We start from the raw sequence: 24496 nt of genomic DNA, 5'->3' as shown, positions 1-24496 counted from the left end.
ACACTTCATGATTAATCCCGTACTATCAATCGTATAATTACGATATACGATTATGGCGATAACAAAAGCACAATTATTTAACAAAAAACAGATCAAAGCAGCTGAGTTTGCCAAGGCCATTGCTCACCCGGCACGGATTGCAATTCTACAAATCTTGGCTAAAACGAATGCCTGTTACTGTGGAGATATAACAGAAGAATTACCACTTGCGCAATCCACTGTTTCGCAACATTTAAAGGCTTTGAAGTCGGCCGGAATTATTAAAGGCGAGATCGAAGGGGTGAGAACTTGCTATTGCTTTGACGAGGATAATTTGGCTGAATTCAAATCTGTGATGGAAGTTATGATCGAAGAAATTTCAATACCAAAGCCAACCTGCTGCTAATATGAAAACCAAAAAAAAATCCCCCGAAGAACTCAAAGAAACCGTTCGCAGGAAGTATTCTGAGATCAGCGAACAAGGCAAAGACTATAATGCCCGATCTTGTTGTGGAGCTGGAGGAGAATCCACCAAGGTTTATAATATCATGACGGATGATTATAGTGAACTTGAAGGCTATAACGCCGAGGCGGATTTAGGTCTGGGTTGTGGTCTTCCCACTCAATTCGCAAAAATCCAGACAGGTGATTATGTAATTGATTTGGGTTCAGGAGCCGGGAATGATTGCTTTGTAGCCCGGCATGAATCCGGTGAAACAGGTAAAGTTCTGGGAATTGATTTTGCGGAACCGATGATTAAAAAAGCCCGTGAAAATGCTGACAAGCTTGGGTTCAATAATGTTGAATTTCGTTCTGGTGATATCGAGGAGATGCCTGTTTCCGATAACGTAGCTGATGTGGTTGTTAGTAACTGTGTATTAAACCTGGTGCCCAATAAGCCCAAAGTATTTTCAGAAATCTACAGGGTACTTAAACCTGGCGGACATTTCAGCATTTCCGACATCGTGCTGGAAGGAGATCTCCCTGAAGCGCTTAGAGAAGACGCAGAAATGTATGCCGGATGTGTAGCAGGAGCTATTCAGAAAGAAACGTATCTGGACTACATCAAAGAAGCCGGATTTGAAAATATCACTATACAGAAACAGAAACCTATTGAGATCCCCGATGACATTCTGAATCAGTATCTAAGTGAAGATGAGATTGTCGAATTTAACTCTGGCGGAACCGGTATTTACAGTATTACTGTTTTCGCTCAAAAGGGTGGTGAAAATAAATCAACTAAACAGCAAGCGGTGACCATGCTTGGAAATGCCAATGCTAATGCCTGTGAACCCGGTTCGGGCTGCTGTTAATTACAGAACTGATGTATAAAGAATTAAAAAAATACACAAAAAATCTGGAGTCTGATTTTAATTCCATTCTCCCGGAAAGAAAAGAAAGACTGGGGAAATTGGCTGATTATATCCGTTCAAAGATTGAGAAAGATCAACCCGTAAAGCTGAACTTCATTTGTACACATAACAGCAGAAGAAGTCATTTGGCGCAGATTTGGACAGCTGTTGCAGCCCATCAGCTTGGTCTCAAAAACATCCAAACCTATTCGGGTGGAACTGAAGCCACAGCTTTCAATTCAAGGGCGGTAGCAGCCATTGAAAGAGCCGGATTTATGGTGAAAAATTCCGGCGGCGAAAATCCCAGATATATGGTAAAGTTTGACGAAAAAGCCGAGCCGCTTATCTGTTTCTCTAAAACCTTTGATGATGATTTCAATCCTGATACATCTTTTGCTGCTATCATGACATGCTCTGATGCCGACGAAAACTGTCCTTTTGTGCCCGGAGCTGAATTTAGAATATCCATTACCTATCGGGATCCAAAAGAATCTGATGGCACTAATGCAGAAAAAGAAACTTATGATGAACGGTGCTTTCAGATTGCAACAGAGATGTTTTATATGGTGAGCAAGGTCTAAAAAATTTATCCAAATTAATCGCATAAATACGATAAAATGAATACTTCAACATTTATAAATACATTGGTTAATAATTCCGGCAAAGAACTTCAGTTCAGCCTTCCGGATAACACTATTATTTCAGGCGATCTGCACATCACTGAGATACAGCATCATTCTGTTGACTCTGTGGATTGTGGCGGGAATCAACATTCATACAATGAGACAGTCATCCAGCTTTGGGTGAATGAGAACTCCTACAAGACAGCTGAATGGACAACCAATAAAGCACTTAAAATCATTGACTTGGTTGGGCAAAAGAAGTCATATCAAAATGAAGCGGAATTATTCATAGAATTCGGTGATTCTGATCACCCCACCAGCAGATATTCAATTCAAAATTTTGCTGTACAGCAAGAAAGGTTGGTTATAGATTTAATGGTCAAGCCAACGGTTTGTAAGCCAAGTTTAACCCGAACAGCCAAAGCCGGAGCCTGTTGTTAACATGTCGGATAAACAAAAAAGAATGGACTTTTTCGAGCGGTACCTGACGGTTTGGGTACTGCTATGTATTGGAATCGGAATTGGAGTTGGATATTTGGCCGGAGACTCTATAGAGGTTATCAGCCGGTGGGAGATCTATAAAGTAAACATTCCCGTGGCTATTCTGATTTGGCTGATGATTTACCCAATGATGCTGCAGGTTGATTTCGGATCGCTTAAAGAGATCCGAAAATCGCCCAAAGGTGTGGTATGGACCGTTATCATTAACTGGGCCATAAAACCTTTCACGATGGCGTTTTTTGCATGGATCTTCTTTGATCAGCTCTATTCGGCGTGGCTGAGTCCGGAGTTGGCCGACCAGTATATTGCCGGTGCTATTTTACTTGGAGCTGCTCCTTGTACGGCAATGGTTTTTGTATGGTCATACTTATCGGATGGGGATCCAAACTATACGCTTGTACAGGTTTCTGTAAATGATTTGCTGATCCTGGTGCTATTCATTCCGATAGTAGGATTATTGTTAGGCATCACTGATATAACCATTCCCTGGAATACATTGGCAGCTTCCATTATCGTGTTTGTGGTGATTCCGTTGGTTGCCGGGTATCTGACACACAAAGTAGTAATTGCTCAGAAAGGGAAGGAATGGTACACCCATAAATTTTTACCCAGATTCAAACCGGTTTCGATCTCAGCACTGCTGATTACGCTCATTCTCCTATTTGCTTACCAGGGAGAACGTATTATTTCTCAGCCTCTGGATATTATTTTCATTGCCATTCCCCTGATTATTCAAACCTATTTCATTTTCGGGATTGCGTGGTTTGGCGGAAAATGGCTGGGACTTCCGTATCAGGTCTGTGCTCCGGGATCTATGATAGGAGCCAGTAATTTCTTTGAGCTCGCTGTTGCTGTGGCTATCGCTTTATTCGGACTGCAGTCTGGTGCAGCTTTAGTAACCGTTGTTGGTGTTTTAATTGAAGTGCCTGTGATGCTATCGCTGGTGCGGTTTGCTAATGCAAGAAGAGCGGCTTATTGATCGAGACGTAAAGCGGGTAGCCTCCGCTTATGGGTGTTATAGCCTTTTTTATTCATTTCAGCGAAGCAGCCGAACTAATTCAAAAAACTAACAGAAACTTTACATAGCCCCTCAGTTTCAGTGAAGTATTTAATAGTTTATTAAACTGTGAATTGTATGTTAGAGGATAATTTCTCACTCAATTTTTGTACATGATCAGGGCAGTTCTGTTTGTTCTTTTATCCTTTTTTCTTACCTCCTGCGATTTTTTGCAGCGAAATAAATCTTCTCTCATAAGTATTGATGGTTCCAGTACCGTTTACCCAATTTCTGAAAAGATTATCCAGGAATTTAGTGTTGAACAAGATGGACTGACCTTTTCTCATACCATTTCAGGAACTTCAGGCGGATTTAACAAGCTGTGTGCGGGCATCATAGAAATTGCCAACGCATCCAGAAAGATCACGAAACAGGAAGCTCGATCTTGTACCGACAATAGCATCGAATTTATGGAAATAGAAGTCGGCAAAGATGGTATTGCATTGGTTGTTAACTCAGAAAATTATTGGGTTGATTTTTTTACGGTTCAGGAGTTACAAAAGCTCTGGAGTCTTAAAAACGAAAAAGAAATAAAGACCTGGAAAGATATAAGGTCTTCATGGCCAGACGAACCTATTCAGCTTTTTGGCCCCAGCAGTGCCTCCGGGACCTACGACTACTTTTCAGAGGTTATTTTAGATTACGGCTCAAGCAGGGGGGATTATGTCGCCTCCGAAAACGATATACTTTTAGTGGATGGGGTGGCTGATAATAAATACGGGTTGGGATTTTTTGGGTTCGCATACTATAAGGAAAATTATTTCTCTCTTAAGCTGATACCTATAGATGATCAAAATCCTGAAAATGGAGATGGTCCTATTACCCCAACTGAAAACTCAGTTAAAAATGGCACTTATCAGCCACTTTCCAGGACCCTTTACATGTACGTTTCAACAAATGCATTAGCTAATGAAAAACTTCAAGACTTCATCGAATTTTATCTTATCCACGCTTCAAATATAGTATCTGATGTTGGTAATATCCCCCACTCAGAGAATATTTATCAAAAATATTTATCTCAGCTCGATTCAATTAAAACCAACCTTTCTAACAACTGAGATTATGTGTCGAAGAAGTATTCAGTTGTACCTATTTTTTCTCTTATTTGCAGTAGCCGGTAACTTAGCACATGCACAGTTGCTGGATGTAAAGAACTATTCCGATAAAAGCGGATTGCCCGGCAACAATATCACCACCATCCATCAAACAAAGGATGGATTAATTTGGCTTGGTATAGAAGGAGAGGGGCTGGTAAAATTCAATGGTCGGTACAGTGAGCAAATTACAATAAGTAATGGTCTTAAAGATGATACGGTAACTCATATTCATGAAGATCTGGATGAATCACTATGGGTTGCTACAAAGACAGGTGGATTGGCAAAAGTTTCTGGAACTACGGTCACGTATCCGTTCGATACCCTGGCGAGAGAAGGTTTCAGGGTGGCATCTATTTTTGAGTCAGAGAATTCAGATCTCTGGATTGGAACTGAGAAGAATGGACTTTTTAAGAAAGGTCAGGTACAGCTCACACAGCATTTCCCTTTTTCTAATGAACAACCATCACCAATTACAGCTATATGGCAAAATGAATTCGGATTATGGGTTTTTAGCAACCAGGGTATCCGGATATTAAACCCGGATGATGGAACCTTGGTCAAGGAAGTTGATGGTTTTTCGGGGCACAATTTTTTTCAGGTAAGCCCCTCGGCCAATAATTCAGCTTGGGTCATTTCTGATAAAGGCATATTTAAACCTGCTGGGTCTGAAATAGAAAGAACAGAAGATCTTTTTGGCGAGGGTTTAGGAACAATAATTAGTATAAATGAGACAGAGCTTGGCAATCTTTTGGTTCTGAACAACTCTGATGAATTGTATTTCTATGACAGGAAAACTGCCATAAGGTTAGGATCGGAAAACAACCTGAGTGATAATAAAATTAAAGGTGTATTTCTTGATCAGGAGCAACGGTACTGGGTGCTTACTGAAGATAGTGGCGTAGACCTTGTACGAAATCCTCCGTTAATCAGGTATGATAAAAGGACTTTCCTTCCTTCCAATATAGTGCATTCAGTTTTTAGTGATCCAAATTCTCCAATGGTCTGGTTTGGAACGGATAAGGGCTTGTCAGCTATAAAAGACGACTCGGTTTCTTTGTTTTCTGTTTTATCCACAGAAGTGAATATAAAGATTGATGATATTGAAGCTTTCCCAAATGGAGATTTATTACTTCTCTCAGAATCCGGAAAGTTGTATCGCTATTCTCCTTTTGAAAAACTACAGCTTTTAGACTTTAATTCTTATGGTCAGGATATAACAGACACTTTTATAGGCGAGGATTCAACGATTTATGCGGGTACACCAAATGGTCTTATCACCATAAAAGATAATGAGTATAAGATTATTACCATAGATTCCGGGCTTACCGGCAGTTATGTTCTACATATTAATCAGGATAAAAATGGGCAAATACTGGTAGCAACTGATCAGGGACTTTCTGTACTCCGGGACAGGGAAGTTGTAACTCCTGAGATCCTTTATGCACCAGATTTCCAAACTCAAGTCAGGTATGTAATTGCAGATGAACAGAACCAATACTGGCTGGGGACAATTGAAGGGATCATAAGAGTTGACCCAAAAACTGGAGAAACGGATGTGTTTGATAACAGATCAGGTCTTCAGACTGTGGACACCCAGTCTTTATTACTTACGGATAGTACCCTTTGGCACGCCACTTCATCAGGGCTCCATAAGTTAAGTTTCAGGAATAACAAACTTAGCTCGATGGTCCATATTGCCTATCAAAATGATATACGTAGTATGAAAACAAATCACCATGCTGTAGCTGAAAATTTGGGGACTATCTGGTTTGGATCTGATCAGGGAGTATTTTCTTATTCGAATCAATTTGAGGAGACAGTTTCAAAAGGCCCGAGAATTATAATTACTGATATCCGCGTAGATTTCCTTAGAGACAAATCGAATCAATTGAGCGCTACTATTAAGCTTGATGATGAAATCAGGAATGGTCCGGTTGAAAGGTTTAAAAAAGAAGAGAATAATCTCACATTTTACTATGAGGGTTTAGATTATTCTTCGCCTGAGGAACTTACTTATAAGTATAAAATTGAAAACCTCGATAACAACTGGTCAGAACCTACCAAGCTAAACAGTGTCAGCTTTCAGAATTTAAAACCCGGGAAGTACATATTTCAAGTAAAGGCGCAGAACCAAAAAGGACTATGGACTAATGAAACTGCTTCATTCCCATTTGTTATTGATACACCATTTTGGAATTCATATTGGTTTTTTGGATTAATGGTGGCAGGTTTTTTGGGATTGGTGTATGGCGGAGAACGATTACGGCTTCAGTGGCTTGAAAAAGAGAAGTTGAAAAAAATGGTGGATCACCGAACAGAGTATCTTCGGGCCACACTCAAAGAAAAAGAAATATTGATACAAGAGGTTCATCACAGGATCAAAAATAATCTGGCTGTTATCTCAGGTTTAATGGAATTACAACGTGGACAAATAGATGACGATAAATCCTCCCAGGTTCTTCTTGAAGCCCAGATGCGGGTTCAAAGTATCGCCCTGATTCATGAAAAATTATATCAAAACGATACCCTTGCTAAAATTGACTTTGAAAAATATGTCACTGATTTAACCCGAATCATTGCCTCTTCCTACAATTTTGAAAACAAAGATATCTCTGTACATACCGAAGTGGACGACCTGGAGCTGAATCTGGATCAAAGTATTCCCTGCGGTCTGATAATGAATGAGTTGGTTAGTAATGCATTTGAACATGCTTTTAAGGGAAAGGAGCAGGGGAATATCTGTATAAAGTTCAAGCAAAAGGAAAATGATGAAATCGAATTTGTTATCCAGGATGATGGCATTGGTATGCCTGAAGAAGATCCTATGGAAACAGGTTCTCTTGGTCTCACCTTGGTTCAAACCTTGGTGTCTCAACTTGAAGGGACTCTGGAAACAATTTCAGAGAATGGCTCTCTCTTCAAAATAACATTCAAAAAAGAAAAAACAGGCTTATAAATAGCCCTGACTTTAATTTAATCTTGTGGTAGAGAGACTTGCTTGATGTTAAATTCATTACCTTCAATATGGTAGGAATGCTTTACGGGAATTGATGAAAGTAACGACTTCACCCGATTGAATGGTTTCTGACTCTGGATTTTCAAATTCAGCATACATTTTATTGATTAATTAATTTGATATGCTGTAGTGTTAAATGCTTGCTGTCGATGAGATAATGAACAAGCTTAAACAGAGTTTCACGGACTTCTTTACCGATTTCTGGTATTTCCTCATCACTGTATCTGGAGTTATTAAACACACTTTGTTGGCTGTTTTTTCTTATTAGCCTGAGAAGCTGGAGAAGGTTTAAAACAGCGGAACGTTGCTGATTTTTTGATTTGGAAGCATTTCTGCAAACCATCCTCCTGTATATTATATTTATTCTTTAACCAAAATTACTTTGGAATGAAGATCACTAAAAAATCACAACCCTATTTCTTTTCACTCGTCTTCTTATGCAGTTTAGTATTTCAGGTTGGAGGCATTCAATTAGTGACTGCCCAAAACGCTGAAGACCCGATTACCTGGGGGGAAGCTCTTCTGCAGGAATCAGAATGGTATAAAAGTACAGAGGCAATCCGAATCGCAGATAATGTACTTTTATATCAGCATGAAAGTGGGGGTTGGCCGAAAAATATTGATATGGCAAAAAAACTGTCTGAACAGAAAAAACAGCTCATCCGGACAAATAAAAGTTTAACAAATAGCTCTCTGAACGATATTACTATAGACAATGGAGCTACTATTTCTCAAATAAAATATCTTGCCAAAGTATATACAGCTACCGAAAGAGAACGATTTAAGAATGGAGTTTTAAAAGGCATAGATTACCTTTTGCAGGCTCAATATAATAATGGCGGCTGGCCCCAATATTATCCTATCAGAAATGGGTATTACGAGCATATTACGTTTAATGATGGAGCTATGATAGGGGCGATGCAGCTATTGAGAGATGTCGCTAATGAAGAAAAATCATATTCATTTGTTGATGCTGACAGAAAAGAAAAATCAACCAAAGCAATTGAGAAAGGACTGGACATTATTTTGAAAACACAGGTAGAAGTAGATGGAAAACTTACAACCTGGTGTGCGCAATATGATCGGGAAACTCTGGAACCCGCTGCCGCACGTACGTATGAGCTTATTTCTTTGAGTGGATCAGAGAGCGTAGGAATTGTCTACTATTTGATGGGTATTGAGGAACCGGACTCCGTTATAATCAATGCTATAAACAGTGCCGTTGTTTGGTTTGATAAAGTGAAGCTAACAGATGTACGAATAATTGAGGTAGAAAAACCTGATTTGCCAAAAGGTTTTGATCGGGTTGTGGGGTTTGATCCAACCGGTGAATCACCGCTTTGGGCAAGATTCTACGAAATAGGAACCAATTATCCGATGTTTGTGGATCGGGAAGGCACGGTACATTATGCGCTATCTGAAATACCCTATGAACGCCGTGTCGGCTACTCATGGCTTGGAAACTACGCGGAAGAATTATTGGAAAAAGATTATCCAAAATGGCTGGATAGAATTCAATAAAGGGAAGGGCAATTTGTCGGTCAGAAAAATATTTACATTTGCAGAACTGTTTCTAATTTCTAAATGTTAGCTTATCGAGTAACCAAAAAATTTAGGAATAGAAACATTGACGTTTGTAACACGCAGAGCACATTTTAATGCCGCACACCGGCTTCATAATCCAGATAAGAGTGAGGAATGGAACCGCAAGACTTTTGGGAAATGCAATCTCCCAAACTGGCACGGACATAATTATATCATAGAAGTAACCGTATCGGGTGAGCCTGATCCTGAAACGGGATATATCATTGATCTTGGTAAGCTCAAATCCATTATAAAAGAAAAAATTCTGGATCCCTGCGACCATCGGAACCTGAATCTGGACGTTGATTTCCTGGAAGGGATTATCCCAACAACAGAAAACCTGGTCCGTGCATTTTTTGAAGAGCTTAGGCCTGATGTGGAAGCTGCCTGCGCCAACAATGGTAAGCTTTATATGGTCAAACTTTTCGAAACCGAACGAAATATTGCCGAATATTGTCCTTATCGGGGAATATAACAGACTATTCATCATTAGCAGTTAGAGATATGATTAAGAATGAAGTACAACGATTTTATGACCCTACCTTTACGGTAACAAAAGACTACAAAGAATCTTTGCCGGATTTACAAAATGGTCCTGCTTCTTTGATTGAAGGCGCCAATGTGCCTATTCAGCAGGTGGGGATTTCCAATTTTAAGCTGCCGCTAAAGTTTCGCAGAAGAGAAGGAGAACCCATTACACTTGAAGCTTCCGTAGACGGATATGTTAGTCTTGAAATGGATAAAAAGGGCATTAATATGAGCCGCATTATGCGGACCTTTTATAAATTTCAGGATAAGGTATTTCATCTTGACCGCCTTGAAGAAATTCTCAGGGCATATAAAGAAAATCTGGAAAGTCAGGAATCATATCTTAGAATTAGTTTTAACTATCCGCTTCTGAAAGATAGTCTTCGTTCAGGAATGAAAGGGTATCAGTATTACAAGGTCTCTTTTGAAGGCAAGCTGGATAATTATAACCAGTTCCAGAAATACATGCATCTCGATTTTGAATACAGCAGTGCTTGCCCTTGCTCGTATGAATTATCAGAACATGCACGCGAGACCCGCGATGTTGCTGCCATCCCACATAGCCAGCGAAGTGTTGCTAATATCACGGTGGCACTGAAAGATGAGTTTTTTGTGGAAGACCTGGTGAATATCTGCCGAACTGCTCTGCAAACCGAAACACAGGTGATGGTTAAACGGGAAGATGAACAGGCATTTGCTGAGTTAAATGGCGCATACCAAAAGTTTGTAGAAGATGCCGCCCGGTTGCTTTATGATGAGCTGGACAGCTACAACAGCATCCGCGATTTTGTGGTACGGTGTGTACACATGGAAAGCCTCCACAGCCACGATGCTGTAAGCCGAATTTGCAAAGGACTCCCAAATGGCTTGAGATAACTTAGGTAGTTCTTTCAAAGAAATGCCTCGTTCTTCAAAAAAGAGCGAGGCTTTTTTGTGAAATCATGTTTACAACTACTACATTAGTTTATAAAATAATTGGCCATCTACTGAGTTCAAGCTGTAGCGGAAAATAAACCCCTTTTGAATGTTCAACCGGTTCAGGAAAAAATCTAATACGGATTATTCTACCAATGAAGAGTGGATAGAAGCATTGTCTCCACCTCCTGAGGAAGCGGCTATTTCAAAATTAAGGGCGTATTTAGTAAGGGGATTAAAAGCTTCTCTGTATAAATACGTAGACAAAAATTTAGGGGATTTTGTGGAAGACATCGCGCAGGATGCTGTGCTGAAAATTCTGAACAAGCTGGATACATTCCGTGGAGAAAGCAAATTCACAACATGGGCTATGAAGATCGCTGTGAGAGAAGGGTATACGGAGCTCCGCCGTAAACGATATAATGATATTTCGCTGCATGACTATGTGAATCCCAAGGGTGAAGCTGAACATGCAGTTGAGATTGAAGAGAAAGAAGCATTACCCGACCAGCTTACCCACGAAGCTATGATGGTGGAAAAGGTAATGAAGGTGATGAATGAAGAGCTTACGGAGAAACAAAAAACAGTGCTTCAATACCTGATTATTGATCAAATTCCATTAACGATTGTAGCACAAAAAATGGACACGAACCGAAATGCAATCTATAAGTTAGTACACGATGCACGGCTTAAGCTTAAGAATAGCCTGGAGCTGGACGGTATTGATCCGGAAAAACTTTTGGAGGAGATGTAAGATATGGTAGGCTCAGCACATCAGAAAAAAGGAAGAGAGTTATTCTGACATGAAATTGAACAAGCAGATCATAAAAATATTAGTCGGCACCGTAAAAGCAACTCATGAGAATGAGTTGGGCTGTGGGGAATGCTTCGATCAGATTCATGAATTCGCAGAAATGGAGCTTCTGGGGAAATCACCTGAAAAAGCGATGCCACTTGTTAAAGAGCATCTGGAAAAATGTGGTGAGTGTAAGGAAGAATATCAAGCCTTGCTGAAGGCGATGGAAGAACTAAAAATCTACTCGTGATTCTTCATCCTTGAAAAAGGGAATCCATTACAACCTTCTTTAGGGTTTTCTCTGTCAGGTTCAGAGATCTTTCTGGCTTCTTCAATAGTTTTAGCATTGTAGGTAGTCATACAAAAACCCCATCTATAAGGAGGCATATTCTCAAATTTCATCCAGTCGAACCGGGTATAAAGCCCTGGTTCTGAAGGATTGGTTGAGTCATTCCGTGCAATCAGATACTGGTCTTTCACATTCCAGGTTACGATGTGAAATCTGGCATCCGGCTTCTGGTGCCACAGTTCTTGCGATATTTCATACTCTATGCCATAGTCATCGTTAAAAGAGCCGGTAATAAAGTCGGGGACTTTCTCTGAAGGGGTATTACAGCCGGCTATAACCAGCAAGGCAAGAACGAAACCACACATTTTCTTTTTCATAGGAATAAGGTACCAGAAAATGAGATATAAAAAACCCCATGCATATCTAAATGCACAGGGTTTGAAGGACTAGCTAAGTTTAAGCTAAAAGGCCTATTTGATAAGCATCATTTTTTGGGTTTTGGAAAAGCTTCCGGCTTCAATACGGTAGATATACATGCCACTTGAAAGTGCAGAAGCGTCAAATTGTACAGAATGAGTACCGGCAGACATTCTCTCGTTTACTAAATCTGTTACTTTCCTTCCCAGCATATCAAATACGCTCAAACGAACTTCTGCAGTTTCCGGCAGGTCAAACGCAATTTGAGTCGTTGGATTAAAAGGGTTAGGATAGTTTTGTTTGAGTGCAAACCTCTCAGGAATTCCGGCATTTGGCTCATTGGAAGTCTCCATCTCTTCAAAGACCGTGATTCTGTCTTCCCCGCCAACCGGGTAATCTTCGGAGGTAATTGTACCATTTAGTGCTCCTGAAGATGTTATAAAATTTGCAAGAGTTTGCTGGTAAGTTACACCAAGTGTAGTATAAGCTGCACCACGGAATGGATATTGATCACCACCGGATGCAGAAAAGTTGATGGTGGCAATGCTAACAGCAGGCGCTCCGCTCACTACTTCGCCTTCAGAAACTATTTCGGTTCCGTCATCGAGGGTAAGAGTTATTATACGGGAGCCTGCAGTGGTTACATTTGCATCAGCATCTAGGATTTGAGCAGTTCCTTGTGGATCATACTCAAAAGTGAAGCCAGCAATCTGGGCAAAACGACCGTCTACGTTTTCTACTCTTGAAACCGCATTCTCCATAATCTCCTTAAACTGCGACGCAGAAATATTTGGTACTACTGAGGTAAAGTTGGAGAATGGAAGGATATCGAAAGTAGTTAGCTCACTGATATTTCCAGCTGGAATTTGTGAGTCGTTACGAATTCCACCCCCATTTTGCAGGGCTACATCAGGAACGGCAACAGCAAATGTACTTGCCAGCTCTTTTGCCTGCCATAAAAGGGCATCTGCAATAAGGTTCCCCAGGTTAGTTTCCTTCGTTCGGACATCTCCGCGAACCCCATTCAAGACAACTGCTGATGTTCCGATTATATTTTGATCCAGTGCTTCCAGGCCTGCAATAACCGGATCTACAGCTGAGGTTTTAACAACTGCATTTTCGGCTACAGCATCATCTCCAACACCAGAAACACGAACCGGGCCAGATTTATCATTAAGAACAGAGATTAAGTTACCGTCGATATCAAATTCAAGGGAAAGCTTACCGATGTACTTATAGTTACCGGTTGTAGTTACAACAGGAACATCGATATCGTCGGCATTTTTGTACAGCAAAGGATAAGGTCCAAAGGCGTTGGCCACTTCATCGCCGGGCACCATAAGGTCACCCTCGTTTGCCAGTAACTCATCACCACCACCGGCGATCATCACGTCTACATCAGAAAGTTCTGCAGCAAGTGCTGAGTCTTCTTTAATACTTTGCAGGTGGCTTATCAAGATGATCTTGTTAATGCCTTTCGCGGTGAGCAGATCTACTTGTTTTTGAACCGAATCAGCTACAGCAGAGCTTACCTCAACATTTCTTGGGCTGGAAATAAATGGAAGTGAAGGAGTAGTTGCTCCTACAATTCCAACAGAATCTCCATTAGTGTACAGGATGGTAGATTTTGCGATCAAGCCATTATCGAATTGAGCCTGTAGACCAGCCTCACCACTAAAGTCGAGGTTTGCAGAAATAAAGGGGGCATTTTCTCCCAATTGAGAAATGAATTCTTCCAATACATCAGGCCCAAAATCGAAGTCATGGTTTCCGATTGCAAAGGCATCATATCCAATTGCATTTAAGGCGATGGCATCATAATAATCCCCGCCATTTTCTACATTCTCCTGCCCAACATTGAATTCAGGTCCGGGAAGGAAATTATCTCCAGAGGTTAGCATAATAACTCCCCGGCCTTCAGCAACAGCTTCTGCTTTAAGCTGATCGGCTAGTGTTTTGAAGCGGGCTACACCTCCATAATTAGCGAGGTCTCCTGAACCTGCATTTATAAGTTGAGATTCTCCGTCGTTATTGTGCAGAATGGTTAATGAGAAAGTCGGATTAAGCTCACGTTTTCCTAAACTTTTCCAGTTTTCATTCTCAAGTACAACCCATTCGGAGTTGTCTGCATCAGTACCAAAAGATCCAAGTGGTGCAGGATTACCATTTACAACGGCTTCCTTTCTGACCAGTACATGATCTTGTGTCCCGTTGCTTACTCCTGCCACATCCCATCCTGAGCCAGGATCCTCACCTAGTTCACCAATGATATCAAGGATTTGGTAGTTGTCTTCGTTACCGTAAACCAGTGCATAGCCATCATCGCCATTACTCAGGTACTGCCAGGTAAAATCTGCTTCAGCCAGAATCTTAGCATCAGCTGAAGGGTGAGCGATAACATATACATCTCCGGGAGCAATCTCAGCGCCTTCAGGGAAGTAATTCCAGAACTCAAAAGATCCTGGTATATCAACGGTATTATTTCCATTCGGGAATGCATACTCGCTCAACGATACAATTTGTTCCGTAGGATTATAGATTTCGAGGTATTTGTTATTACTGCTTCCTTCTCCATACTCTGAAAAGAAAAGTGGGGCAGCATCGCTTGCTATGTCGGCTTCGTATACGGTGATTGTTCCAGTAATCTCATTGCTAACAACAAAGAGTGGTTTTGCAGAAGTACTTGCTCCTTGTTTAATGAAAGTGATGCTTTCAGGACCAGATTCAACGACACTGGAAAGAATAGCAGCTATACCTGCGTTATCATTCAGATCATCGAGTTCTTCAATATCATCTTCGGTGAAAGTAGCTATTGAGAAGTCCCGGGAAGTAGAGTAGGTCACATATTCCGGGTTCATTGGGTCTGTTACATCATATACCATGATACCACCAACCCTCTCAAGACCAATCATAGCATAAATTTTTCCGGCATAAGTGGCTATGGTTACAGCTTCTGGCTCCGGACCTTTAGCATCACTTCGGCTGTCAAATGAGCCGTTTTCCGTATTGTCTGAGTTAAAGTTATCTGGAATTAACTCCGCCAATTTCATTTCAAACTGACTGCCACTGTCAAATACCCTGGATCCATCACCAGCATTCCATATGGTAAAAGAACGGGTTCCAAAAGAATACAACGTTTGATATTGGCCGTTTGCGTTTGTGTCAGCTAATGCTGTAGTGATATTTAGTCGCCCAAGAGTGGTATCGTTTTGCAACTCTGCTGCATTTGTGAAAATTGATGGGTCTAGTTCAATATCTTCAACTCTGGCTTCTTCAGCATAGGCAAGGGTATCGTTACCAAAACTATTTTCATACTCATATTCGCGGGCATCACCCTCATTTGCAGTAACCAAATATGTGGTACCACCTACCTCAAAACTTGCAATGGCATCTGGCATAAATAGTCCACGCACGGGCCAGTTTTGAATATTGATTTTATCATCGTCATCACTGGCATCTAGTTCGTTACCTGTCAAGCTATGATCAATATAGCCTAATGCATAAATATCATCTATAACTCCCGTTGTGAGATTAATGACAGCGATTGCGTTATTTTCCTGAAGGGTGGCATAAGCCATAGATCCGTCTTCTGATACAGTAATGTATTCTGGTTCTATATCCTGGGCAACAGATGCATTAGGTCCGAAAATTCGAACTCCATCAGCTATTAATGTCGCTTTCTGTGCATTGTATGAAGTGAAATCTGCAGTAGTCACTTCTGTAGCAGAAACTGCAGAAAGGTCACCTGAAACGTCGATAATGCTGATACTTCCTTCCGGATCGATTGTGTAATCATCACTGGGCTCTCCTTCATTAGCAACTACAACTTTGGAGCCGTCCGGAGTAAAAGTAAGCATGTCAGGAAGAGCTCCAACCTGAACGCTACTGATGAATGTACCGTCTTTATCAAAAAATACTACGGCCCCGGGGTCAGTTTTTGGGTCGGCTTCTACCGCCACTGCAACGATTCCGTTGTAAACATCCACGCTATTCACACCCCCGCCATAAGTGTCCAGGTCTATAGTTGAGACTTCGGCAGGATTAGATGGATCACTTAAATCAAGAATTACAATGGTGTTAGCATCAGCGTTTGTGAAAAAAAGTCGTTTTGATCCAGGATCATAAGCGGAAATTTCTGCAGCTCCTTCGTCAAAAATACCAGTTTTATAGGTTCCCAGTAGTGTCAGGTCGAAACTACTTTGCTGGGCAAGAACACTTCCTGAGAACAAGAGCGAAAAAGCCAGTAAAGCTAATCGAATTGTATTGGTTTTCATAGGTTTGTCGGTTAATAAGTGTAAGGTTTTATGAACCGACAAATTGTTTAAGTACTGTTACCGAATTTTTACGGTCACATTACTTCTGATTAATGATTATAGAATGGGATAACAATAATTTAATGGCTTTAGCGAAAGCTTAACTTTTATTTCTAAAAAATAATCAAAGCCTTTTTTAGGCTATCCTGATTATGCACCCGGTTCCGAAAAGTCCTATCTTAAATAATTAATATTCATCAAATTTTTGTTCTCAATGAAGAAAATGCGCCTCTCATTATTGTTCCTCTTTATTTTTCTCATATCTGCTACTAATCTTTTAGCTCAGCAACCCATTTCTATTTCTGAAGCCCGGCAAGAAGATCAGGGGACAACGGTAACCGTAACCGGCCATATGACTGTTACAAACGAATTTGAAGGCCCTGTTTATTTTCAGGACGAAACGGGTGGTATAGCTTGGTTTAACTTTGATTTAATGCGGGGTGATAACGGTTTTGACCTGGATGTGAATCGGGGCGATTCTATTGTGATTACAGGAGAGCTGGGAGAGTTCAATGGCCTCATTCAGATTGTTGGTGATAATGTACAGTATGAATTTTTTCCGGAAGGGAATCGCAATGTAAAACCTGTACCCATCACAGTTGCAGAGCTTGAATCCGGAGATTATGAAGGACAGTTAGTTTCTATGGATGTGGATATTATTCATACAGGAGCCTTTCAGTCTGATGAGTATACGATCACAGACCGAACGGGAAGTGGAGTCTTATACATAAATGACGATACAGAAGTAATTGGAGCAACGGCTCCGGAGGGAATCACCACCATTGTAGGCGTGGTTGGGATCTTTGGTGATACATTTCAACTTTTGCCCCGCGATTTAAATGACATTGATGCTGAAGAACTGACCTATCCAGGAGAAGAGGTTTCCAAAGACCAAACTTTTGAAGTAGCTACCTGGAATATTGAATGGTTTGGGTCAGGGAGTCAGGGTCCCAATGATGAAGAAGAGCAAATGGAAAATGTGACCCGGGTTATTAACGAAGTGGATGCGGATTTATATGCTTTTCAGGAGATTTCAAGCACCACTGCCTTTTCTGATTTAATAGCTGGATTGGAAGGTTATGGAGGCTTTATCGCTAATTTTGCTCAAACCCAGAAAACGGCTTTTATTTTCAAAAGAGCTACCATTGATTCCCTGGATTCGGGAATGATAACGACGGGTATGACTCAGTCTAACTGGGCGAATGGACGTTATCCGTTATTCTTCAGATTCAATGTTACCATTGACGGAGAAAGCCGGGAAATTTATGCGTACAACATTCACGCAAAAGCCTTTGACGACACCGATTCCTACGAGCAAAGGGAAAATGCTTCCGGCGAACTGAAACTATATCTGGATAATGAAAGATCAGCGGATAATGTGATTTTCCTGGGTGATTATAACGATACCATCACAGGCTCAATTACAACTGGTGAGGATTCTCCTTATGATAACTTTGATGAAGATGAAAACTATACAATACTTACAAAAAGCCTCGAAGAAAGAGGGTTTCAGTCACAGGCATCGGGTTCTTTCATCGATCATATAACCATTACCTCAGAGCTCTCTGATGAATACATTGTAGCTACAGAGCGCGTGGAAAATACCTCTTACATTGGCAGTTATTTGAGCTCTACTTCTGACCATTACCCTATATGGACACGCTTTCAGTTTACTACGCTGGTTAGCAATGAAGATGAGCCTGCCGATCAGCCTGTAGGATTCTCACTGGAACAGAATTATCCAAATCCATTCAATCCTACCACTCAAATCAGCTATCAGTTGTCTGAAAACAGCTCTGTGCAGTTGGAAGTATTTGATGTAATGGGCAGGAAAGTGGCAACCCTGGTAAATGGAAGGCAATCAGCCGGACAACAAACGGTAACCTTTGATGCCGCTAATCTTTCAAGTGGTGTGTATATTTACAGATTGTCTGCGGGTTCAGGGCAACAGCTTACCAAGAAGATGATGCTGATAAAGTAAATAGATTTTCAGTTCTTTAATATTCAAACGCCTCTGGTTAATCTAACCTGAGGCGTTTTTATTTTTGTAAAACAAGACATGCATCTTTCACTTCAAATTCAGTCTCATCCACTGCAAGCTTTTGATAGCTTTTGGTTTTCTGATCTGAAACTTTGAATCCATTGGATTCCATAAGGTCGACGAGTACATCAGTTTCATAAAGCACAAAATTATGCCTTGTAAACTCAAGGTGTTCTATAGAGTGCCGCGGACGGTAACCGACAAGGAAAGAGCCATTTGGTTTCAGGACTCTGCGGATTTCCTGCAGGTGAGATTCAGGTGGATCCAGGAAGTAAATCACATTGATAGCCAGGATTAGATCAAATTCATTCTCTTGAAATGGGAGCGAAGAGGTTTCTGCACAGTGAATACTCAGTTTTCCTTCCTCTATGAACTGGGAATTGCGGGTCATGGCTTCTTCACACATATCTGTAGAAAAATCAACGCCGGTGAGGTTCAGCTGTGGTTGTGCCTGGAAATACTGTGAAAAGTGTTTTCCATTACCGAAACCGATCTCAAGTATATTTTGGCGAGGTTTTAGGTTCAGCACCTCAAAAGCGAGATCGTACAGTTCCTGATTCGATTCGTTTAACGCTGTGGCTACTTCCAGCCCGGCTTCACCAGTAGGTTTTCTAAGCTGTTGAGCTAATTCTTTAGGATCCATTTTAGATGATAAGTATATCAGTAATTAAAATATTTCGGAATATTAGTCCATTTCAATCAACGTCTTTGTATTCTTTAGTCTGATAATACTTTGGGACAGAATCAATGCGAATATGAAGCCAGAAAACTCCTAAACCAGAAGTACTCAGCCATTTTGGCTCTTCCCCAATTTGATTCAGCATTTGTCTGGCTGTTCGTTCCCAGAGCTGCTGAACTTGTGATTCAGGGGCTTCCCGAATGAAGGTGCCAATGTGTGGATATCCTTTACCCTTACCAACAGGGCAGGGGGCAATGAGTTGGGCATCATTTCCTAAATTCGGAAAGCTTACCACCTGCTTCTCTTTTTTAAAATGGGAACTGAAAGTTTGAAAATCCGAGGATTTTTGAGCCAAATAATCACTTTTTATGACGTTACATTCATAAGGCTCTTCAAGCCTGGAAGTGGTGATAGGCTTATTTTCCCAAAAGAAGGCCTCGAATGGCAGGCTTTTCAAATAGTTGTTGTAAAAGGTACAAAAAGGGTTTTCATCACGAAGAAGTTCAAGAAAACGGAGGTTTGAAATGGGTTCATTTTGTTCAAGAATTGCAAATCGGGTATGATTTTCGGAAGATTCAATTGTATCTGCTTCCCACATAGGTTTTGTTATGATCTTTGTTCAAAAGGCACAATTACACCATGTTCAATATAATTCTTGAGGTCTTTTAATAAAATAGCCCAACAATAAGAAGCCGTTTTGAAATGATCATTGCAAGCAGGCCAGTTAATATGCTGGAAGGTTAACTGGGTTCCATTCTTATCTTCTTCCAAGTCAAATCCAAAAGTTGTAGGAGCCCAGTCCTTGTCCGACCGGATCATCTTAACATGAAAAGATGTATCGATAATACAGGTAGTGACTTCCGCATACCAATCGTATTCCTCTCCAAAATAGAAGTTGTACTCGTTCCCGATGCCAGGGTCGCCTGAGCTTTTTAATGGCCACCAATTGTTGAGGTGTTCGGGTTGAGTAATGGCCTCAAAAACTGACTTCGCGTCTTTTTTGATATATAATTGATGGTATATACTAAAGTTTTGATTACTCATGCTCTTCAAAGTTTATCAACTATCTTAGCATATTCCTTTTCTAAAGGCATGTGCACTTTCCAAAATCCTTTCGGTGTTTTCCCTTCCAGCACATCAATTAAGATGCCAAGATGGGTATGCCAACCGGCGCCAACTCCCAGCTGAACTTCTTTCTCGTCCGGTAATTGCTGGTGTGTTAATACGAGTCGGACTTTATCTCCTTCCGGAAAAAGCTCGAATGTTACTTCCGAACCCGTACCATCACCTTCAGCCCAGGTGTAACTCAGAAGGTGAGGGGGATCACATTGAGTAACTACGCCGTGGGATGAATCTCCCGACTTAAGGTCCTTATACTTTTCCGGAAATGAATCATCCTCAGGCGAAAGTGTGGCATGATCAAATTGATGCTCAACCTTTCCCCCTACCTCTGTTTCTACATCCCCGGCAGAAAGCCATTTAGCCTTTAATTCTGATTTGGTAAGGAACTCCCACACCCGTTCAGCGGGGCCAGGCAAAAGCCTTTCAAATCGGATAGTTCCCGGTTCAGTAAATACGCCTTTATTATCATTCATGGTTGTTTCATTAGGTGTTGGTGTTGTCAATATCGGTCAGTAAAGACTCAAGTGCATCGAGCTTCTTATTCCAGAATTGGCGGTAGCGTTGAGTCCACTCCATTACTTCCTGTAGTTTGCGGGTATCAGCCCGACAATAGCGTTTGCGGCCTTGTTTCTGGATCAAGACCAGACCGCATTCATTTAATATTTTGATATGCTTGGATACGGCAGGCCGGCTCATATCAAACTTCTCGGCAACATCATTTACAGGGAGCGATTGTCCGGCTAGCAGATCGATAATTTCCCGACGGGTTGGGTCAGCAATGGCTTGGAAAACATCCTGGGGCATAGATTGAAACTTTTATGTAACTAATTGGTTACGTAAATATATGTGTAACAATTTGGTTACGCAAATAAAAGTTTATGCCTCTTCAGAAAAACGGCCGGAGGTTATGACTGGGTATTGATTATAAGGTGCATTGAAGAGATAGGTGTAGGCCGTTAAGGATTGTCCTTTAAAAAAGACGGGAATCACATCGCGCTTGAATTCATTCGGCTGTTTAAATTGCGTACCTATACCTTCGTAATCATCCAGTTTTTGGAGGAGTTGTTTTTGATTTTGAGTGATTTTGAATAAGTGGCCATAGACTTTGTTTTCAGAATCAGGTATGCAAACAGCTCCCGGATAAAAACTTACTTTAAAAAGCAGGCCGGGAAAGTAAGCCTCGCCAAGAAAATTCTGGGTAGAATGGAGATGCCGGGCTACAGGGTTTTCAAAGCCTTTCATAAGCGTTCCATACACAAAAAGCAGATTTGTTTTTGTCATGCTGCCGGGCGGTTACTAAACAAATCAGCCTTGGGTAAGTAATACGAGGGCATCATCAAGAGCGGCTACCGAATGAGAAACCTCGGCCGGTATTTCCACTTCCTGGTGTTTTTTGAGGCGTATGTCTTTCTTCTCCTGGTGATAAATTACTTCTCCTTCCAGCACCAGTAATTTTGTGGGGTGATGGGCTTTATGATCTTCAAGCTTCATTCCCTTATTAAATCCAAAAATAAGAACTTTAAAATGATCTCCGATATGAAAAGATTTAGCTACTGGATTCTTGGCAGTCTTGAGCTGTTCTTTTATGGCATCTACAGTCATAATTGGCTGGTTAATTGAATGTGCAAAAACATCTTACAAAATTGGGCGGACTATTGCGAAATCCTCCCATTATTCATAATCGATTTAAATTTTCACAGATTTTATCAATTTGCAAATTTCTCATTTAGAGATGCAAAAAACAGATTGTCTTTTTCTGAGTTGATAAGAAGAAATTGCGTATTATTTTCTGAAAGCTGTATTAACTCAGGATGATATAATGGCCCCAATTCTTTGAATAATGGCGGGCAACTGACTCTTCCTGATTGCAATTCTAAATGCAAGATATCTGTTTTACAAGATTGTTCAGGCTTAATGTTACCTTGCAACAGTAAAAAGTCTACATCTTCATTCACGACAAATGTTTTAGGGGCATAGTTCTTGAACATGTCATTTTTCTTTTCCCAGACAACATTCTCTTCGATAATGTCATAAAGAGCCATTGAAGACTCAAAAGGTTTTAAAGGATTGATATGTTGCAAAAAGACCAGAACAGTGGAGCTGTTAACAAATGAAAAGTTCTCAATTGCTGAATTCGAAGAGAAAGTACTTTTCAATTCTCCATTTTGGTTTAGAAAAAATAATTTGCTCTCATATTTTCTCGTTGGTTCTACCTGAGTAAGAAAACGGGTACTCCAGCCAATAGTATTCGAAAGGGATTCAAATTCAACCTGCTGAGAATCAAACCCAAAACCATAATCAATTTTTTCCTGAGACCTCAAAGCATTTTTATTTGACTTAATATCCCCACCTGAAATTGTTAGGGTAGAAAGAAGTACAGAATCAAGTTTTGCACGAATTCTATTCCTTTGTTTATTTACTGGAGTATAATCCCCTTTTTTCTCATTCGATACATCTGCTTGACTTACTTTCTCCCAAATTTTTTCAAATATAATTAGAGTGTTGTCTGATAGAACTGTGATATTTGTCAGGTGATCTTTTTCTTCAAAAAACTCACTCTTTTGATAGTTATAAATAGTTTTTGAATACTGTTCGTATTGAAGGAGTACCCACCCTTTATCACCTATTGGAGTTACAACAGCACAGTCTAGTTTAAACTCATTCAGGAGCTCCCCATTTCTGTTTAAAACTTTGTAATCACATTTTCTTAAGGCGGTATTATATTCATCTTCCCAAGGGATAGGAATACTTAATATGATCGTATTACTTGATTTGGAGACAGAGGCTCTGAGATTATTTTTGACGGGGAATTTACGTTCCCAGTTTAAATCTCCCCTGTTGTTAAATTTTGACAAATATGTGTGATCTGAATGCCGGTTTCTCCATACAACCAACACTCCATAATCAAATACTAATGATTGATCGACAGTCCCGTTAATTTTTATATCATTGACGAGATGAAATAATGGTTCTGCTTTTTCTCTTTCAGTATTAATGGGAGACTGAGCAAATGAATTAATTAGTGCCAAAAAAACACAGAAAAAACTTCCAATTATTTTAATCATATTTTTCGAGTTCTATTTAGGTCTTAGTTGCGGATACAGAGATATCATTACCGGTTGCCAAAGTTTGATAAACAACACAAAACCGTTCGGTAAGTTTAATCAGGGTGTCAATCTTTTCCTGCTCCTCATCGGTATCCAGTTCGAAGCTCACTCTTATGTTTTTGAACCCAACCGGGGCCTCTTTATCCACCGACAGAGTGCCCCTGAAGTCCAGGTCTCCTTCGGCATGAATGGATGCATCTTTCAGGTTGAAATCGATGGCTGTTGCCACAGCACTCAAGGTGACTCCGGCACAAGCTGTAAGTGCTTCAAGCAGCATATCTCCCGAACATACAGATAATCCATCACCTCCTGTTGCGGGGTGGAGACCAGCCTTAACCATAGCTTTTCCTGTTTCTACTTTACAGGTGATGCCTTCGCCAACCCGTGAAGAAGCCTTTAAGGTAACCAAAGCCTTCTCCGGATCTTGTTTATACTGTTCTTTGAGGGGTTGCTGTATTTCTTTGAGTTCTGCGGATTTCATGGAATTAGGCTAGAGTAAGTGAATTAATAGTTTTGTAATGAGGTGCTAAAACAGAATCAATTTAGATTTTGTTCTCGCGAAGGTCTTTATGGAGTGCTGCTTCTTTTAGTTTTCGGTTTTGCAGCAGGTAGTTCAGGTCATTTCTGTTGTCGTACATCAATTGCTTGTGATAGTAATTGATGTATTCACATACTCCGAAGAGGTTGGCGAAAATGGCCCATCCGATAAGATTATCACTGCTGATACTTTTGCCCGATAGGAACCATTGAATCAAAAGCATAAGAGGGATCGCTATTATTGCTATCTGGTTTTGCTTTCTGAACTTTCGAAAGCGTGAAAGAACGGTGTTTTTAAAAACTTGTCGCTCTGTAATCACAGAGTACTTGATCCACCAGTAATAAGTGCCCTGAAAAAGGATAAAACACATCAGGGATAAACCATAGGAGAGAAATATCAGGTCATAAAAATTGTAGTTGAAGTTGAGAAAGACCATGATTCCAAAAAACATGACCACATTCATTCCCTCAACCTGAAATGTCCACTGTAATCTGTTTTTAAGTCTCTTTTTCGGGTTTCTATTGTGCATAGTGTTTGAAAGA

The 24496-nt window shown here is 40.5% G+C and carries 25 protein-coding genes; 13 read left to right on the top strand and 12 right to left on the bottom strand.

What is annotated here, in order from left to right; all coding sequences use genetic code 11:
• Nucleotides 1–52 precede the first annotated feature (52 nt).
• The 12 genes from RIB15_RS07835 to RIB15_RS07780 all read left to right on the top strand — a co-directional run bounded on the left by RIB15_RS07835 (nt 53) and on the right by RIB15_RS07780 (nt 11698).
• Nucleotides 53–385 (top strand): ArsR/SmtB family transcription factor, encoded by a 333-nt coding sequence (locus RIB15_RS07835; RefSeq protein ID WP_350201600.1) that lies wholly within the window; start codon nt 53–55, stop codon nt 383–385.
• A 1-nt stretch (nt 386) separates the two neighbouring features.
• A complete protein-coding gene (locus tag RIB15_RS07830) occupies nt 387–1292 on the top strand; it encodes an arsenite methyltransferase (RefSeq protein WP_350201599.1) in 906 nt (301 codons plus the stop codon).
• 11 nt (nt 1293–1303) lie between these two features.
• A complete protein-coding gene (locus RIB15_RS07825; protein ID WP_350201598.1) occupies nt 1304–1912 on the top strand; it encodes an arsenate reductase/protein-tyrosine-phosphatase family protein in 609 nt (202 codons plus the stop codon).
• A gap of 36 nt (nt 1913–1948) precedes the next feature.
• The gene (locus tag RIB15_RS07820) at nt 1949–2395 is read left to right on the top strand and encodes a DUF6428 family protein (protein ID WP_350201597.1); all 447 of its coding nucleotides are present in this window, start codon (nt 1949–1951) and stop codon (nt 2393–2395) included.
• Between the two features lies 1 nt (nt 2396).
• Nucleotides 2397–3434, top strand: a complete 1038-nt coding sequence (arsB, locus tag RIB15_RS07815; RefSeq protein WP_350201596.1) for an ACR3 family arsenite efflux transporter — start codon at nt 2397–2399, stop codon at nt 3432–3434.
• A gap of 248 nt (nt 3435–3682) precedes the next feature.
• On the top strand, nt 3683–4570 hold the full coding sequence (locus RIB15_RS07810) for a PstS family phosphate ABC transporter substrate-binding protein (RefSeq protein ID WP_350201595.1): 888 nt from the start codon (nt 3683–3685) through the stop codon (nt 4568–4570).
• 4 nt (nt 4571–4574) lie between these two features.
• On the top strand, nt 4575–7565 hold the full coding sequence (locus RIB15_RS07805; RefSeq protein ID WP_350201594.1) for a histidine kinase dimerization/phosphoacceptor domain -containing protein: 2991 nt from the start codon (nt 4575–4577) through the stop codon (nt 7563–7565).
• A 447-nt stretch (nt 7566–8012) separates the two neighbouring features.
• Nucleotides 8013–9146: a pectate lyase gene (gene pelA / locus RIB15_RS07800; protein ID WP_350201593.1), complete on the top strand. Its 1134-nt coding sequence runs from the start codon at nt 8013–8015 to the stop codon at nt 9144–9146.
• Nucleotides 9147–9252: 106 nt separating this feature from the next.
• Nucleotides 9253–9684, top strand: a complete 432-nt coding sequence (locus RIB15_RS07795; protein WP_350201592.1) for a 6-pyruvoyl trahydropterin synthase family protein — start codon at nt 9253–9255, stop codon at nt 9682–9684.
• A 29-nt stretch (nt 9685–9713) separates the two neighbouring features.
• A complete protein-coding gene (gene folE2, locus RIB15_RS07790) occupies nt 9714–10613 on the top strand; it encodes a GTP cyclohydrolase FolE2 (RefSeq protein WP_350201591.1) in 900 nt (299 codons plus the stop codon).
• Nucleotides 10614–10761: 148 nt separating this feature from the next.
• Nucleotides 10762–11406 carry an RNA polymerase sigma factor gene (locus RIB15_RS07785; RefSeq protein WP_350201590.1) on the top strand — a complete coding sequence of 215 codons (645 nt, stop codon included), beginning with the start codon at nt 10762–10764 and terminating at the stop codon, nt 11404–11406.
• Between the two features lie 49 nt (nt 11407–11455).
• On the top strand, nt 11456–11698 hold the full coding sequence (locus tag RIB15_RS07780) for an anti-sigma factor (protein WP_350201589.1): 243 nt from the start codon (nt 11456–11458) through the stop codon (nt 11696–11698).
• Here RIB15_RS07780 and RIB15_RS07775 read toward each other — a convergent pair.
• Nucleotides 11689–12114, bottom strand: a complete 426-nt coding sequence (locus tag RIB15_RS07775; protein ID WP_350201588.1) for a hypothetical protein — start codon at nt 12112–12114, stop codon at nt 11689–11691. The genes RIB15_RS07780 and RIB15_RS07775 overlap by 10 nt on opposite strands.
• A 93-nt stretch (nt 12115–12207) precedes the next feature.
• Nucleotides 12208–16428, bottom strand: a complete 4221-nt coding sequence (locus RIB15_RS07770; protein ID WP_350201587.1) for a choice-of-anchor I family protein — start codon at nt 16426–16428, stop codon at nt 12208–12210.
• 253 nt (nt 16429–16681) lie between these two features.
• Between RIB15_RS07770 and RIB15_RS07765 the strand changes: the two genes are divergently transcribed.
• Nucleotides 16682–18448 carry a T9SS type A sorting domain-containing protein gene (locus RIB15_RS07765; protein ID WP_350201586.1) on the top strand — a complete coding sequence of 589 codons (1767 nt, stop codon included), beginning with the start codon at nt 16682–16684 and terminating at the stop codon, nt 18446–18448.
• Nucleotides 18449–18506: 58 nt separating this feature from the next.
• Here the strand turns inward: RIB15_RS07765 and RIB15_RS07760 are convergent, their stop codons facing one another.
• The 10 genes from RIB15_RS07760 to RIB15_RS07715 all read right to left on the bottom strand — a co-directional run bounded on the left by RIB15_RS07760 (nt 18507) and on the right by RIB15_RS07715 (nt 24483).
• Nucleotides 18507–19151: a class I SAM-dependent methyltransferase gene (locus tag RIB15_RS07760; protein WP_350201585.1), complete on the bottom strand. Its 645-nt coding sequence runs from the start codon at nt 19149–19151 to the stop codon at nt 18507–18509.
• 52 nt (nt 19152–19203) lie between these two features.
• Nucleotides 19204–19785 carry a DUF6940 family protein gene (locus tag RIB15_RS07755; RefSeq protein ID WP_350201584.1) on the bottom strand — a complete coding sequence of 194 codons (582 nt, stop codon included), beginning with the start codon at nt 19783–19785 and terminating at the stop codon, nt 19204–19206.
• 8 nt (nt 19786–19793) lie between these two features.
• Nucleotides 19794–20231, bottom strand: a complete 438-nt coding sequence (locus tag RIB15_RS07750) for an SRPBCC family protein (protein ID WP_350201583.1) — start codon at nt 20229–20231, stop codon at nt 19794–19796.
• A 5-nt stretch (nt 20232–20236) separates the two neighbouring features.
• Nucleotides 20237–20782: an SRPBCC family protein gene (locus tag RIB15_RS07745; RefSeq protein WP_350201582.1), complete on the bottom strand. Its 546-nt coding sequence runs from the start codon at nt 20780–20782 to the stop codon at nt 20237–20239.
• Nucleotides 20783–20792: 10 nt separating this feature from the next.
• A complete protein-coding gene (locus RIB15_RS07740; protein ID WP_350201581.1) occupies nt 20793–21113 on the bottom strand; it encodes an ArsR/SmtB family transcription factor in 321 nt (106 codons plus the stop codon).
• A gap of 72 nt (nt 21114–21185) precedes the next feature.
• Nucleotides 21186–21590, bottom strand: a complete 405-nt coding sequence (locus RIB15_RS07735) for a gamma-glutamylcyclotransferase family protein (protein WP_350201580.1) — start codon at nt 21588–21590, stop codon at nt 21186–21188.
• Nucleotides 21591–21614: 24 nt separating this feature from the next.
• Entirely contained in the window at nt 21615–21911 is a 297-nt protein-coding gene (locus RIB15_RS07730; protein ID WP_350201579.1) for a cupin domain-containing protein, read from the bottom strand.
• Nucleotides 21912–22015: 104 nt separating this feature from the next.
• Complete coding sequence (locus RIB15_RS07725; RefSeq protein WP_350201578.1) at nt 22016–23374, bottom strand: hypothetical protein; 1359 nt, start codon at nt 23372–23374, stop codon at nt 22016–22018.
• A 16-nt stretch (nt 23375–23390) separates the two neighbouring features.
• The gene (locus tag RIB15_RS07720) at nt 23391–23897 is read right to left on the bottom strand and encodes an OsmC family protein (protein ID WP_350201577.1); all 507 of its coding nucleotides are present in this window, start codon (nt 23895–23897) and stop codon (nt 23391–23393) included.
• Between the two features lie 61 nt (nt 23898–23958).
• A complete protein-coding gene (locus RIB15_RS07715; RefSeq protein ID WP_350201576.1) occupies nt 23959–24483 on the bottom strand; it encodes a hypothetical protein in 525 nt (174 codons plus the stop codon).
• Nucleotides 24484–24496: the final 13 nt, after the last annotated feature.

Source organism: Gracilimonas sp. (assembly GCF_040218225.1).
Classification (GTDB): Bacteria; Bacteroidota; Rhodothermia; order Balneolales; family Balneolaceae; genus Gracilimonas.
This window is presented reverse-complemented; position numbering and strand designations above follow the sequence as displayed.